Below are 15,351 nucleotides of genomic sequence, written 5' to 3' on the forward strand. Positions count from 1 at the left end.
TATTGATAATATCCCAATTTAGTATAGCATAAACGGTATCCCGCCAACAACCATCTCTTATTGACAGCTGTAATGAAAACTGCCTCCGCTTGCAGACGAAGAGTTGATATTGTCGCCTGTAAACTGGTATTCTGCCATGGCCTTAATTGTACTACTCACCTGGTAGCGACCGTCGGTGGCTTTGGAATCAGAAACCGTATTCCAGTCACTGGAATATTTAATCGTCAGAGAGGTATTCTCGGTCGGCGAGTTAAGGAATTTCATGGTGCGGTCCATCACATTGGACCGTTCGTTAGCTCCGTTTATACCCTCAAAGCCAAAAGAGAAGTACATCAACCTGTGCAGCGGGCCGTCCACCGCAAGCGCGCCGGACCCTCCAGTTGAATAATTGGCTACGCTTACCGCCTGGCTGTTGGCAGGGGCCACCACATCCGGCCAAGATTGATTGTTAGCTCCATCTCCGCTTAAACTGATGTCCAGATTAACTCCATCGTAGATTCCCAGAGGCCAGTTGCCGGACGATATGCCCTGGACCAGCCAGCTTCCCACATCGTTAAAAAAACTGGCATGTAGATATTTGCTGTAAAACTCAGGATAATTATAGTAGCTTAAACTTCCTATGCCCTGACCGCTGACGAACATCTTGCGTCCCGAATCCAGATAATCCCTAAGGAGTCGCGAGAAAATAACTTTTTTCAACTATGTGGCCGGATGACATAATTCCAATCACCATGGAAGTCCGAGTGCTCCAGTTGGACAGCAGCCAGTTCGGTGTCTGATACCTTAATGCCGGCCGGGTACGGATTGGTGTCAAGTTGGCCCTGAACCTTCAGGCCCGCAGCAGTAGTTGTGTTGGCGATGAGGTTGACGATGACCTCGTGGCTCTCCAGCGGTCGGCCACGCCAGTTCTGCGTGATGTGATTGCCAATTTAGGGGATAAGGATGATACCAGCTTGTTAGCGTGTTCTACATCAATTATAACCGCATTAGGAGCAAACTCTTTCTTTTTATCAGCACCCTCCTCAACCAAAAGCGGGGTCGGAGAAAAGAACCACGCCTCCTCGTCCGCTATGAATATACCTGCCCTCAAACCGGTACATTTACGGACCTCTAACCCGTTTTCTAATAATATCTCCACGGCTTCAATCTCCCCATAACCGAGGCGGCAAATATGTGGCGGGTCATCAAGAAGGATTGCTAACTTCCCTGGACCGTTGTTTCTCACAAAATTTACGAGCGCTTTGGCTGCATCCAACCACAAACCCGGGGCTACATAAATCACTCGATCTCTGGCATGACCAATCCTTTCGCAGATCGCCTCATTGGTCAGCATACATAACGTATTCATAGACTACTCCTTTAACTCTTCCTCGGTTAACGCAATTTTCAATACATCTTGAACCGTTTTTATAGGGGTGAGCTTTACTGCTTCAAGTACATAGGAGGGCAGGTGGCGGGCCTCGTCCAGATTCTCCACCGGCAACAGGACCTCTTTGACCCCGGCGTCAAAGGCGGCTCTTACCTTCTGTTGAATCCCACCCACCGGCAAGATCTTGCCCATGATGGTAATCTCACCGGTCATGGCTAAATCATTACGCACCGGAACGCCTTTCAGGGCTGATACTATACCTGTAACCATAGCAACACCCGCTGAGGGTCCTTCTTTGGGTATCCCCATATATGTAGCCAGGACAGCCACGTCATAATTTTGTCTCCATTCTAAGGAAATGCCTAATTTATCATGACTGGCTTTGATATATTGCGCTGCTGCTTCAATACTCTCACGCATTACTTTTTGTATGGAACCCAGCGGCACTATTCGCCCATGCCCGCGGGTGGCCTGCATCTCAAAGCGCATTATGCAGCCGTGGTCTCCGGAAACAGCCAGGCCTACGACCTCACCGACACTTGGTTCGAAAGGCAAAGACACGTTCTGGACCCTGTCCGCGTCAGGCAGATGAGGAACGCTTTGCTTTCCGGAAGGCAGGATCTTCACGCCAAGTTTTATACGCTCATATTCCCCCTGCGCGATCAGGTGCAGTTGCTCGCGCACCCGCTGGCGCAATTCGCAGGATAAAAGCAGGATTTCATCCAATTCCTCGTCAGTAACCTGCCCGTCCGGGTAGATAAGTTTGAGCAGGCCTGAGCTTAACTTCATGACTGCTCTCTGATCGCGGCCGGACACCCCCTGGGCGGTATTCCCCAGGTCAAGGACCTCGAAGCGGTGACGGACACTGCTGAGCAAATCTATACGCCGCAATTCATGCATAATTTCACAGAAATAATCGGTGATAAAGCCGTAATCCTTAGCATAACTGTCCGGACCCAGTTTGGGTATTTCCCACCCGGGCAGGTAGCCGTGAATCCGGTCGAGGAAAGCAATTACCTGCATAAAATCAGGCAGCGGCTCAAAGAGATGATAATATTTTTCGTGGGGCAGCCGTCCCTGCACGTCAATATTCCCCACAAAGACCAGGCTGGCAAAAGCCAGGATCTCTTTCTTGCCCCGGCTGAACTTGGCGTCCTGCATATAGCCCTGCATAATGCTGACCAGCGCTTTCGGATCCTGGAAATCGGTATTGGCGATCTCGTCAAAAACCACCGCGTCCCTGGCGCCCACTTCACCGATTTTGCCGTTATTAAGATTGATAAAAAGCTGCGCGGGGGTGGCCTTACCTCCCGAAAGCACATGCGCATAGTATGAAATGTTGCGATAAAGATAGGTTTTCCCCGTTTCCCTGGGGGCCAATTCGATGAAATTCACATTGTTCTCCACCAGGGGAATGCAGCGGGATAAATACAAGAGCTTCTGCCGCCGGCTCATTTTTGACGGAGAGAGGCCGCAGGAATTGATCAGGATATCAATCCATTGATCAGTAGAAAAATTCCGCCGTTTGGCTATATACTCATCCAGGTTGATAATACTGACCTGAAAAGGAGTAAAGCCGGTCACCTTGAACGGCCTTATTTTTTTATTGTGAACCTCGGTTTCGTCATAAGTAAGGTCAATCGTGCCCCACATGCCCCCCGACAGCAGCATGGGGTATTGATTGACGATCGACTCCGGGATGTTGACGTAGTTCTCGTTGATGGCCGATATGCCGGCCCAGTATTTGTCTTCGGTTTCCACCAGCCGGGCTTCCAGGCTGGCTATCACCGAATGGCTGCGGTTTTCTCTGATATGGTGGCGTATTTTCTCAGCCTCGGCCCCGTGCACAAAGTTCTCCTTGAGCCGGCGGACCACCATGTCCAGATCAGCATAAAAAGTCTCTTCCTGACAGTAATTATCAATCAGGTATTCAACCACATAGCGGGGAAATTCATCCACGCCGGTATTGATGGTGTGCGCCTTGTTGACTACTTTGCCGCGGAATATTTCTTTGAGCTCGATGTTCATGCGCCTCCCTTTTTACGGGCGAGTTTGGCCTGTTTCTGCTCCGCTAAGCTCGCTGACAAAGACCGGACGCAGACCAGGTAGTCCTCTTCCACATTAACAGCAGCCTCTTCAGAGAAATTGTCCAGGTTCAGCCCGCCCTGCTCATAAAGGTACTTGCCCCGGGCATACATGCCGGAGCGCTTGCAGGCCCTGATCCATTCAGCCAGGGTGGCGTCAGAGGCTCTCTCCTTCTCCGGTACCGGCAGCCCGTTTTCCAGGTAAGACACATAACGTTTGATGCGGCGGCTAACGCCGGAGCTACGGGCTTCCTCCTTGGCTTTTCTCTCCTCGTCAGTGCCCGGCAAGCGGTAAGCGCCTTCCAGGGTTTTATAGAAATAATCCGGCAGCCAATCAATTAACTGCCGCCTGGGTTTCTCCTTAACGGCATAGATGTAGTGCTCAAAGAGGTCCGAATAGTGAACGCCCTCCCGGTGCGGGTTATCTTTAAGCCATTTCTTCATAAACTGTGCGAGTTTTTGCGCCGCCGCATCTTCCCGGGCGATCTCCGGCTCATCTTCCAGCGCCGGGTCGCTTTCTTTTAAGTACCAGTGGCTGCTTTTATGGGCGCCGGATAAATCCGGATCTTCATATTCAGACAGGTTCTTCCGGACCGGCTTTTTTACCTCATCGGCCACCTGTTTTAACAATTCATCAAAATTGTGGGCTTCCATCTGCCCTCTACGGACCATACGGCTGACCACTTCGTCGTAAATGCGGTCCTTGCCGCAACCTGGGTGGGCAGAGAGGTAATCGCGGATGATGGAGTGAACTTTTTGGGCAAAGGTGGTCCGATCCTCGTCCTCGCCTATAATAATTAATTGATTCATTTCACCCGGCTTGGGTTTGCGGAAATTGATCACCAGGTCGCGCTTGTTAACCTTGTCGGCGGTTAGCTGGTTATATGACTTCTGCCCGGTATCAATGAATAACGCCCTGTCTGATGCATCGGGGATAAAGCCGGCTTCAGCCATAATATCCTGTACCATTTCCCATGTCCCTTCTGAGGTATCATGATAGCAAAGAGAAAGCCAGCGACCGGGTTTTAAAACCCGGTAACATTCTGCCATAGCCTGTGACATCATTTCTTTCCAATCATCAACTGTCTTTCCTCTGATTTCGTTGACAATAATTTCCTCATCGTGCCAGTGGGTATCAAAACCAAGCCAGGCTTCCCAAACAAAGTTGAGTTCACCGTATTGTACTTTTTCTGCATAGGGGGGATCGGTAAAGATATAATCTACGGTTTCACTAGCTATCATACTGCAGTTACATGCATTTTGTGTTGAAATCATCATCTTATAAACCTTAGTATTTTCATTTTGCTTTTGTTGATCTTTTAGTACTTTCTTAATTTTATTTTGATAATTATGCCAGACGTCAACTTCTTGCATTATTTGCGGAAGATAATATGTTCCCTCTAAAATATTTGTTGGAAATGATACATCTGGCCTAAACCTATTCATTCTACTCATACCTAACAATATCGCGGAAAAAGAATATAACAACGGCCAATTACTATTATTGAGATCTGAAATCCCATCTCTTATCGCAGCTAGCGCCCACAAATTACGCCGTGTAAAAAGCTCATCCACCGTACGGAAATTCCGCCCAGGCCGCCATTCTGCACCCCAGCATTCCTGCTCCTCCGGGGCGTGCATCATACGGTCTGTGGGATACCAGTGCGGTATGGTTTTACCCTCAATCTCCCTGATTTTAGCCAGATCATACCGTTCAAAGTAATCTCTTTTTACCGGATCAGAATCGTTGTACCGCCTTTCATCCCGCTTCGGCTTACACCCGTTTTCACACTGATAACTGACCAGCACGGGCATGGCGCCGAACCTCTCCCCCGTTGTCTTGATCTCCTCTACCCGGTCCTTCTCATAGCAATGAGGACAGGCCTTTATTTTCTTAGGCTTGCCTGCCTGCGTCAGCCCTTCCAACTCAATACAGTCAAAAAGCGGTATCTTTTGCAGGCAGCGCGGGCATTGAAACACCTGCGAATAGACGGTGTAGCCGGTGGTCGCCTTTCCTCCGCAGCGGTCGCACCTGGTCTCGTAAAGCCAGTCGATTTCCGGTTTCACCTTGGCCTTCAATTTTTCAAAAGCCTCTTGCAATTCATCTGCATCCACCGGGGTGCAGTAGTTTTTGGTAATGAAGGTAGCCGCCGGGCTGCGGTCGATGGCAATGGTTTTCCGCCCTTCCATCAGCGCGGCCAGGGCCGTTCCGCCCGACCCGCAAAAGGGGTCCAGCACTAGGTCGCCCGGCTTTGTATAGTGCCTTATGTACTGGCGGATAGCGTCATGGGGCTTTTTTGACCAGTAGGTGTGCATGTTATAGATAGCTGTGGCTTTGGTCGTGTCGATCGGCCGGTCAAACGCCGGGATGTCATAGTCATCGGATTCCGGATCGTAAGGGTTTTCTTTTAAATGCTGTTCCACAAAAGCTTTTAAATTAGGGTTGGGCTGATCTCCCGAGTAATAGCCCTCCGGCAGGACAACAACTTCTTTCTTGAAAAAGCTCTGCTGCTTTGCGCTATACGAGACCTTCTTCGGCATAGTTTCACCTTATTTTCTTGGGAGCAAGTCCCAGTATGTTACCTAAATGAGTCGGCACGCCGCGGCGGATCACCTGCTCTGAATTGAGCTTAACCAGGAAGACACGGTTCAGGCTCTGCCGGACCGTGCGCAGGCCGTCTTTGTATTTTAATTCTATAGTGAGCAGCCTTTTCATTACCCCGTCTATTCTCTCTTGCTTAGCAGCCTCATCGGCGCCCGGCTTGAAACGGTAGATTATTTCACTGCCGGCAGTCCCCACATATAACACCTGGTGAGCTAGTTCCACCTGATCAGCCGTACTTTTACCGGTATAATACGCGTCCACATCCACCCGCAGCTCAGCGCCGAAAAGAGCCGGCGCCTTGTATTCCAGCCGCACTCTTACCTCAAGCTCTTCCCCTTCCAAGACTTCGGCCGGTCCGGTAATGGGTCCGGCCATGAGCAGGCTGTCCGGGCCGGCTTTCACCCGCATAACCACCATCGGTATGATCATTTCCTGGAGAGAGACGCCCCCGTGCGAGTAGGCATCCGGATTGTATGGAGAACCCTGCCGTTTGAATGAATAACCAGGGCGCGGGAAGACAATACTGCGGTATTCCTTCTCTATTAACTGGCCCCGGGCTTTTACAAAACGGGTTGACCTGGAGGGTACCCGCAATTCCTGCGGGGAAAAAGCAATCATATTCGCCTTGAGTTCTTTTTTTAAGTTCACCCGCTCGAAAGTAACCTTGAGCATGGTATTCTGGTAGCTGCAGTCGATCTGTTCGTTTAGATCGCCGTCGTCAAACCAGACAGGTTTCCTGCCCAGCCGGACAAAGCCGTGATCGGCAGTAATAAAAACCTTGGTACCAGGCTCCAGGGTGCGCATTATGGCCATAACTTCATGGTCTAAAATATTCTTAATGAGCTGCTGGTAAATAAATGCCAGCGGGCGGGCCGGAACCTCCCGGCCATCACCCAGGGTCTTTACGTGAATCCCGTGCAGTTCCTTATCGCAAAGCTCAAATATGTATACGTCCAGGTTGCCGCAGCGGTAATGCACTGTCTCTCCGGTCCCGTGACCCTCCGGGACCACTGCTGCAACATCCCTACGTATCCCCATTTCCCGTTCCAGGCCTTCTTTGAGCAGTTTATCCTCGCCGCTATCAGGATCAAACTGGTCGGGAAAGGTTCCCGCGCTGATCGCTTTGCGGGTGAGCTGAGTCTCGGTCGGCAGGATGGAGACAGCGGGGTAATCATGCAGCAGTTCAAGCTTCTCCGCCAGTGCCGGATAAAGCAATTCCTCCCAGATATCATAACGCATGCCGTCAAATATAAATATTACCGCTTTTTCGTTCTGGGGATCCCAGTTTGGTTTGAGGCGCCTGCTGATGAACTGGCTGGTCAAAACAACCTCGTCTTTTCCGGCCGCCCAGCGCGGGTACTGCAGCGCGACCAGGTCCTGAAAGCTCCTGTTGACTGCGTTCAGTTGGTGATACACCTCATCGCTGATTGCCCTGACCCTTTTTTGCGCCCGGGAGAAGGCTTGAAGAAATAACTCAGGCAATTCTGTTTCGCGTTTGGGCAAGATGACGCCTGTATCCAGCAGCCGCTCCAGTGATGACAGGTAATACTCCAGCCGGTTTAATTTCTGCTGGTTCCACTGCTGCCAGTAATATATAAAGCCAAGCTGATCAGGTTTTTTGACACTGATATTTTTAAGCATGCTGAGTAGCTGCCGGCGTAAATGATGAATTTCCACAGCCAGTTTATAGGCCTCGCTTAACCTGGCCCAGGATTCTGACTGCCAATAATCAGCGAAACATTCGCTTTTTTCGGCGCCGTACAACTGTTCCTTAAGTTTTTTTATAGCGTCCGGGGACGGTTTTTCACCAAGACAGTCGTCTAAAGCCATCAGCAAGGCCAGGGAACGAAATAGATTGGAATACTTCTCCTTCTCGATAATTGAGATAAAGCCGGCGGGGGTATCAATGCGCAATTCTTTAACCAGCAGCAGGTCGAGATCTTCCTGATCCAGGCTGCCCTCCGCCTCCTGCGCATCTCTTTTTGCCTGGTGAGGATCAAGTTTGATCAACCGGGGGGTGGTTTCAGTCAGGACTTTTTCCTCCACCTGCTTAAAACAGGACAGACCGGGATCAATATTGGCCAGAAGTAAGTTCCATTTATCGGTGTGCTGGGCCAGTATCGCCGACAGGTAGAATCCCGTTACCACCATCTCCGCGTCCTGTTCGGCAAACCAGCAAAATGGGGCGGGCGCCTGCAGCAACTGCTGCTTGATGGGCTTTAACACTTCGCCGGTCAGCCGGTCTAAATCCTTCATGGTCTGGTGGCCTAACAGGCCTATGCGCCAGTAATCTTCACTGCGGAGCTTTTTGAAAGCCAGTTCGGGCAACCCCAAGGCGGCAAAGGCGATAACGGTCTTAAAGTCAAAATCTGTAAAACCCTGCGTTTTCGCTCTTCTTAAATTTTTATGAGCCCGGACTACCCCGTCCAGGTGGGTAACGATCAGCCTGGCGTAGCCCTGGTCATTGCATAAAGCCGGCCACTCCGGATCGCCGGTTATGTCCCTGAGAAACTGGCGGACATCCAGATTTATTCGGGCGTCGTCGGGCGCCGTGGCTAAAAAATCCGGGTAGAACAACGGTGGAGCGGTACTGTCGCTAATATTACGGAGCCTGTTCAGAGGAGTCCGGTCAACCACCATTATCCGCTGGGCCCCGCTCTCAACCACTGTCTCGTAACACATGCGGAAGGCCAGGTTTGTGGCCCCGGTCACCACCACATAAGCCGCCTCGCTGCCAAACTGGTCAATAAGCCTGTCAGCTTTGCCGAGAAGGCCATAGTGGTCCCTGACCAGAACATGATCGTAGCCCCTGACCATTTCAAGTTTATCTTTAATCCAATCATTCAATAATGTCATACTCTACCCCTACTCCAGCTTTAAGACAGGTATGGTATCCTCATCGGGCTCCATGCCCGCAAACTGCTTGGCCAGGAAATCTTTGAATTCCCGCGCTATATCCTCTAGCTGATCTTCTTCCACTACTGTTACGGAAGGTTTAAAATCAGCTTTTTTTACTACTTTGACCACAATCTCTTTTAAGAAACGGTTGATTGTATCGACAATCGCGGGATCAGCGGCAACCTCCCGCAGCAAAAGTATCCTCACTTCTTCTACTGTAGAACAAGCCAGTAAAGCGGCGATAATGGGTTCGTTTTCGCCCTGTTGCAGCCTTTCTTTTATTGCCTGGTTCAAAAATACTTCCAGCTTGCCATGGACAGTTTTCTCCCAGATCTCACCGGCCTGGCTCAGGGCTGAATCAGCTTTTTCGATAATGCTCCCAAAACTGCTGAAACTGAGGCCGCATTCGTGCAGCGGGCCTTCCTTGAGCTGTTTTTCCAGCGAAACGATAGAGTCATTGGCACACTGGAAGACCCCGCCCGCCAAATTTTCCAGCTGCCGGCGCAGCGCAGAACTGAACTCCGGCTGCAAAGCAGCGATTTCTTCCAAGGCAACAATAACCTGAAAATCAGGCCCGGTAATTAACCGTTCAATTGACTGGTGAGCATGGTTACAGCTCCGGGTTGCTTTTTCATGCATGGCGGTATATACCAGCCGGTATTCATGGATCAGTCCGCCAATAGTCCCCTCCTCGCCCGGCAGGGGCGGTTGATGACCGATCAGCTCGTTTCTTAATTTAATCTCTTCATCGATATACTTATCAAATTCAGCCATTTTTTCCGCCAGCAATTTCTGCTGCCGCTTTACCACCTGCAGGTCTTTAAGATCCGGCAGGTTATGTTGCGCATAAGCGCGCCCCACACGCAGCTCGGTTTCGTATTTTAGCAACTGACAGACGCTCTGGTAACATGCCAGCCGGTTGGCCAGGTCTTTTATTTCATCCTCGTCAGAGCGCATTGTATCAAAAGCCTGGTAGCCAAAAATATCTTTTAACGCGCTCATCAGCAGGTCGATATCGTTGCTCACTTCGATGTCTGTTGAAAACAGCCTGCTGACCTGTTCCATCTCTTCACTGTGCGGGTTGGGATAATCCAGGCATTCAAATAATGCCGCTGCTTTTTCGGAAGAGCGCTTAGCTTCCTCCCGCACCGCCTTAAACAGGTTCCTCATTTTCAGGCGTTGCTGTGAAATCTGCTCATCAGTGAGCCCCGCTGGAATGCTTTTCTTCATTATTTTTTCAAGATAAGGGCGCAATACCTCCCAGTTTTCCGGTCTGGCCACTTTCTGCAGCTTTTCCATTTTATCCAGCACTTTAGCTGAGAAATCTATATCGGCTATATTTGAATAATCAATTGCCTGGCAGGAAAGCCCCGCCTGCGGCCCTACACTCACCTGCGCCCGGCCCTGCTGGACCAGGCACAGCAAATATATCTGCACCATCCTTTTGGTTAATCCGTAATCTTTCGGCCCGCCGATACCCATAAAATTCTTATATAAGGTGTCCAGCTTCATTTCCCGGCCCTCAGCCAGGCGCTCGTCTATAAACTGCCAGATATCCTGAACATAAGTATTACCTTCCGTATCCAATACTTTTTCAGGCCCTGTTTTCATTATTTTAAGGCCGTATCCGAAATTCTGCGCGGCGCTGATGTTTTGATTGGGTTTGGCCCCTTTAGGGATAGAACCGGTCTTGACAATACCGTTAATCAGTTTTACTCCTTCTTCTTTGCGGAATTCAAAAGGCGGGTCAAACTTAATGTCCGCCGACACATAAACACTGCTGAGCACCCGGTCTACCAGGGGAGAGAGGACAGCCTTTAACTCCCCGGCCATGTTAAAATCCAGGCGAGTGTTATTAAGAGCGTCTATGCGGCCCCGGCCGTAGCTGGAACGCACCAGGCGGCAGATTTTGCCCATCTCGGTTTTCAGCCTGCCGGCCACCCAGTTGATGACGGTAACCGCTTCATCGGTATCTTTTTCTTCCCAGTTGGAGACCAGCCTGCGGTACGCGGCAAAGTCCAGCAGCAAAGACTTTTCCTCGTGGTTCAAATCATCCGGCGTCCAGAATAAGATCCGCTGGTCTTTTACCCGCTGCATAAGCGTATCCAGGGTCTTTTCCTGAACCGGCCGCCGGGCAATTTTGACGGCAAAATCCAGGTCGTCCTGGTCAGAAGATATGCCTGTCAAGGGAGTCCCCCCGGCCACGATCCGGTTTATATCCACCATGTCTACACGCCCGTTTAGGTGGCGGCCTTGCCATAAGATATCTATGACGACCCCGTTTGCTGCTCCTGCGAATCCAGCCAGGAAAGACTTGTTTCCTTCTGCTAAGTCCATATTCATCTGGCGGGTGTGCACCGGCCACTCTTCCAGTGTCAATAAGGCTTCCCATGATTCTTTCTGTATTGCCTCATTGCTCTCCGCTTCCTCACGGGCTTTAAGAAATTCACGCTGGGGATCAATACCAACTATTACCGGTTCAAAACGGTAAAGGAGATTTTTTTCATCATCAAAGGTCTGCACTATCTGCCGCAGCTCATTTTTCAGCGCCTCAGCGAGTGTCTCATAATGCTGCAAATTTTCTTCGGGAGTAGCGTCCGGCTGTCTTTCGATCATCACCGAGTTGGCAATCTTCTCCACGCTGAGCCCGTTGATATCCCTGTGCGCTATGTAGTAAAGGAACAAGGTCTGCACAATCCTGATCCCTTTTTGCCTGTGCACCTTAAGCAGGCCCTTGATCAGGCTGTTTACCTGGTTGCGGCAGGACTCATATGCCCGGTATTCGCTCTCCCTCTTGGTCTTAATGGCTACCAGCCCGGCGTGCACCCCGCTGGGATCTTCCTCATATTCCATCGCCTCGTCAAAATATTCCCAAAGCCTGATCAACTCGTTGCCCTTGATTTTGATCTGGCGCTTCAATGTCTGGTGCATAAAATGTATGGCCGACCTGGCCGTAGTCAGCTCGTGGGTAATATCCCTCAGCACTTCTACCGCCGGCATATAGAAGGGGAAGAAATGCGCAAATTCCTTTTCGCCGATGCTGTTGGGCCAGGTAAAGCCTCTTTTGTAATATAGATAATAATTTTTAATCGCCTCGGGGGTTTTTATTACCCTTACCCGCGACAGGACGATATCGTAGTAATCCTTTGGATTCTGCAGGAGGGGATATAACTTTAAGCGCTCGTCGGCAATGATATTTTTTACTCCCTGCCCCGGCTTGCTCTCGATAGCCTGCTGCGCGGCGCAAACTGTCCAGACCGGCAGATTGTGGACTTTGGCCAGCCGGTTTGATAGAACCACCAGGGTTTTTTCATCATCAACCCGCTGCAGCTCATCCCGGTCTTTCATGAACAGGGAGATCTCATCCAGGAAGATGAGCGCCCCGGTATATCCTTCCGCCATAATGGTTTCGACTACGTGCTTTAGTACGTCTTCGGTTTCGGCGGGAATTTGGGGCTGCACCTTGAGATAGTCGGTGTAAAATCTCCACAGTTTATTCCCGCAGCTCATCTTATAATCGGGCGACTTGTTGTCCTGAATGTCGCGAATAAAATTATCCGCCTCTTCAAACTCGTCTTCCGAGAAATATTTCGGGTCTTTGAGAAATTTTTTCAGGTCTTTGCGATAACGGTCGAGATCCTCTGTCAAAAAGCGGTCAGCCAACAATTCCACCGGGTATAATGAAAGGTTCTTACCCAATTCCAGCTCTAATTGCTCCTTAACCGCTTCCAGTATGTACTCTGTGAGCCTTTTGCCCTTGTCGGCCCGCCCAACGGTACCTCCACCGGCGCCAACCAGCGTACGGGCAACTACAAATATGCCCCGGTTCCCATTGGTACTTTTGGCTTGAAGTCCATCTTCCCAAAATTGGTAAATAGACTCACGTTTTCCGCGTCCGGCTTTTTGCTCTTTTGTTTTAATAATGTCCCACGCTTTCTGGTTGCCTATAACCAATGAAGCAAGGAAGCAAAGCAGGTGAGATTTACCGGAGCCAAATTCAGCTTGTATCCAGTAACCCTGCCCGATGGGATTGTCTTTCTTTTCCCGTTTATAAGGCGCCGCAACATTGCGCAGTATATCATTCAAAAACGGACGCACTGGGTCGATCTGAAATTCCTCGATGGTCTGCAGCTCCGGTTTCCTGGCTTTCCTGGCTGCAGGCGAATTGCTATCGGCCCAGATGTGCTGCTCCAATGAATATACTGAGATTATTTTGTCGGGAACCTCACATATTTCCCCGAGCGGCTTGCGGCTGGAAAATAAATCGTCGCTATTTGGCATCTTGATCTGTCACCTCCCATAAGTGGTTATCCGCTAATAAATTACTTGGCAATTTGTATTCACCGGGGCTGGAACCCAGATACATTAGTATTTCACCCCGGTCCCTTTTACCGGGAAGCAGGAGGATCACTCTCTTATTATCGGTTGCCATAGTCCGCAGGAGGTTTAACTCCGCGTTGTAAATAAAGATCAGTTCCAAACCCGTAAGAACAATCAAATCCTTTTTATTCAACTCGCTCCTTAAGAAAGCGGCGAAAGCCTGCGCCACACGGGCCATAGTGGGTTCGGGCCGGCGGGGCTCATTTTCCGCCAGGGTTTTAAACTCGGCGTCCGGGATGGAATTTAAGATGCCCCGGTTTACTGATACAGCGCCGGGGAAAAACTCCCCATTGGGCATTTTAACCTGACATAGTTTAGCGGCAAATCTGTCCAAAGCGGCATAACCGCCCAGGATTCCATACAAATGCCTTCCAACGGAAACTGAAAGTTTAGACTGCAGGGTTTCTATTATGTCCGCCTCTTTTATAACGGGGTCCCCCCCTCAAGTCTTTCTACCACTTGGTCCAGATCTAAAGAGATAGTTACCTGACTTAGATTATCAATTTCAGAAATTTTGGGAATAAGGTTCATATTGCGAAGGGCATAGAGAGATTCCTTCACCTGGTTTTGCCGCCATAATAAACATTTAAAAGCTGTACATTCTTCCACTTCGTTCAGGTAATACATGCCGGCGGGAAACTCGCTGTGCAGGATAAAGGCCAGGGAAGGCAATAAAATATCCCGGTATGCGAAATGGATTTTGGTCCTGTCCGCTCTGGCTACTCCTGCTGCCACAAGGGTTTCAACAATAGCTTGTGCGCAATCAACATGGCTTTTTGTTTCGGGATATTTAACTTGCAAATAAGAACGAATATTACTTCTTGTAACAAACCCGCTGCTTCGTAACTCAGGGATAAGCAAGTTTTCAATTATTTCCCGCATCAAAGGTTCTGCTTTATAAAACAGGTAAAAACACACATCCCGCAGCTCTTGTCTGCCGGCATATTTTCTTGAAAATGAGAAAATAGGCGTTTCAACCCGCCCGGACGGGAACAACCTCCGGGTTATATAACTTGTATATCTCATTCTGCTCTTCTCACTGTTGTAATGCAAATTGTTAATAAGGAAGGCACGGATATCTGCGGTTGTTTTTGAATATGGGATACGAGGCAGGATTTCAATAGCTTCGCGCAATAAAGACTTGCTAAACATGTGAGCCGCGCTTTGAACAGATTTCTCGGCAAAAAGGGCGCCTTCTTCGGCGAACAAAGACCCTGAGTGTTCTAAAGTTGGCGTTATTACAGGTTTTGTTGCCTGTTCCGTATCTTCAGCCGGTTGAAACTCCTTTGCCGCGTCCTGAACCGGCGGGAGAACAGTTTTTTGACCGGCTGAATAATTTTCCCCCACCCAGGCTACTAATTTCAGGCAAACGGCGGTATATTCATTAATCCCCTTTGTTTTACATAAATCACTGGTATCTGCCGCCAATACGGAGGAAAGATTGCCAAAGCTGCTGATCAATTCCGCGGCCAGGGGTTTAACATCCATACGGGGAATCGCATAGGTCAGCACTAGCTCAAGTAATTCTGTTTCATTCAGGCCCGACGGGTTCTCAGTGAATTTATTACGCAGCCTTTGCCTATGTCCACTTTTACTGTCGCTCATTATCTTTTCTCCATGCATAGGTAAATTCTAGTATATTTCGATTTTTTATACTGATTTTCCTACTATATTTTTGCCTTATTTCTAAATAAATAAAGAAATTTCCTTTAGAGTTTCTCCATCGGGAATTAAATCTACTTCAAATTAATTTCTTGTTATTTACAAAACATGCTTGACATAAGTAAGCGATACGCTTATATTATAACTGACTGGTTAAATTTGCCGGTCTTTTATTTTTTTCGGGCGGGCTCTTTCTTACCGGTCAGGGCCCGCCACGTTTCAAAGCTGCCGCCGCAAACAAAAAAGCGCCCAAAATGATTCGCTGACCGCCCAATTCACCGCAGATCCAATAGCGTTGATGGGCGCCAAAAGCACGCTTCAAAGCCAAGCGCATGATACTCTGCCACAGTGGC

General features: G+C 49.5%; 9 protein-coding genes. All 9 read right to left on the bottom strand.

Annotated elements, in window-relative coordinates; all coding sequences use genetic code 11:
- Positions 1–57: 57 nt before the first annotated feature.
- From DEH07_09100 to DEH07_09140, 9 genes are read right to left on the bottom strand one after another with little or no spacing between them, the layout of a single operon-like run.
- Complete coding sequence (locus DEH07_09100) at positions 58–699, bottom strand: hypothetical protein (protein ID HBY04656.1); 642 nt, start codon at positions 697–699, stop codon at positions 58–60.
- Complete coding sequence (locus DEH07_09105) at positions 696–929, bottom strand: hypothetical protein (protein HBY04657.1); 234 nt, start codon at positions 927–929, stop codon at positions 696–698. The genes DEH07_09100 and DEH07_09105 overlap by 4 nt, the downstream gene beginning before the upstream one ends.
- Positions 830–1,348: a hypothetical protein gene (locus tag DEH07_09110; GenBank protein HBY04658.1), complete on the bottom strand. Its 519-nt coding sequence runs from the start codon at positions 1,346–1,348 to the stop codon at positions 830–832. Before DEH07_09110 ends, DEH07_09105 begins: the two co-directional genes overlap by 100 nt.
- A 3-nt stretch (positions 1,349–1,351) precedes the next feature.
- Entirely contained in the window at positions 1,352–3,397 is a 2,046-nt protein-coding gene (gene brxL / locus DEH07_09115; GenBank protein ID HBY04659.1) for a BREX system Lon protease-like protein BrxL, read from the bottom strand.
- Complete coding sequence (locus DEH07_09120) at positions 3,394–5,994, bottom strand: hypothetical protein (GenBank protein ID HBY04660.1); 2,601 nt, start codon at positions 5,992–5,994, stop codon at positions 3,394–3,396. Before DEH07_09120 ends, brxL begins: the two co-directional genes overlap by 4 nt.
- A 4-nt stretch (positions 5,995–5,998) precedes the next feature.
- Entirely contained in the window at positions 5,999–8,914 is a 2,916-nt protein-coding gene (locus DEH07_09125; GenBank protein ID HBY04661.1) for a PglZ domain-containing protein, read from the bottom strand.
- Between the two features lie 9 nt (positions 8,915–8,923).
- The gene (locus DEH07_09130; protein HBY04662.1) at positions 8,924–13,237 is read right to left on the bottom strand and encodes a hypothetical protein; all 4,314 of its coding nucleotides are present in this window, start codon (positions 13,235–13,237) and stop codon (positions 8,924–8,926) included.
- The gene (locus DEH07_09135; protein HBY04663.1) at positions 13,227–13,763 is read right to left on the bottom strand and encodes a hypothetical protein; all 537 of its coding nucleotides are present in this window, start codon (positions 13,761–13,763) and stop codon (positions 13,227–13,229) included. The genes DEH07_09130 and DEH07_09135 overlap by 11 nt, the downstream gene beginning before the upstream one ends.
- Entirely contained in the window at positions 13,760–14,941 is a 1,182-nt protein-coding gene (locus DEH07_09140; protein HBY04664.1) for a hypothetical protein, read from the bottom strand. Before DEH07_09140 ends, DEH07_09135 begins: the two co-directional genes overlap by 4 nt.
- Positions 14,942–15,351: the final 410 nt, after the last annotated feature.

This window comes from Desulfotomaculum sp. (assembly GCA_003513005.1).
Lineage (GTDB): Bacteria > Bacillota > Desulfotomaculia > Desulfotomaculales > Nap2-2B > 46-80.

Bases quoted from the DNA above. Each gene is read 5' to 3' on its own strand.
- DEH07_09110 (HBY04658.1), bottom strand. From the start codon at position 1,348: ATGAATACGTTATGTATGCTGACCAATGAGGCGATCTGCGAAAGGATT.
- DEH07_09120 (HBY04660.1), bottom strand. From the start codon at position 5,994: ATGCCGAAGAAGGTCTCGTATAGCGCAAAGCAGCAGAGCTTTTTCAAG.
- DEH07_09125 (HBY04661.1), bottom strand. From the start codon at position 8,914: ATGACATTATTGAATGATTGGATTAAAGATAAACTTGAAATGGTCAGG.
- DEH07_09130 (HBY04662.1), bottom strand. From the start codon at position 13,237: ATGCCAAATAGCGACGATTTATTTTCCAGCCGCAAGCCGCTCGGGGAA.
- DEH07_09140 (HBY04664.1), bottom strand. From the start codon at position 14,941: ATGAGCGACAGTAAAAGTGGACATAGGCAAAGGCTGCGTAATAAATTC.
- brxL (HBY04659.1), bottom strand. From the start codon at position 3,397: ATGAACATCGAGCTCAAAGAAATATTCCGCGGCAAAGTAGTCAACAAG.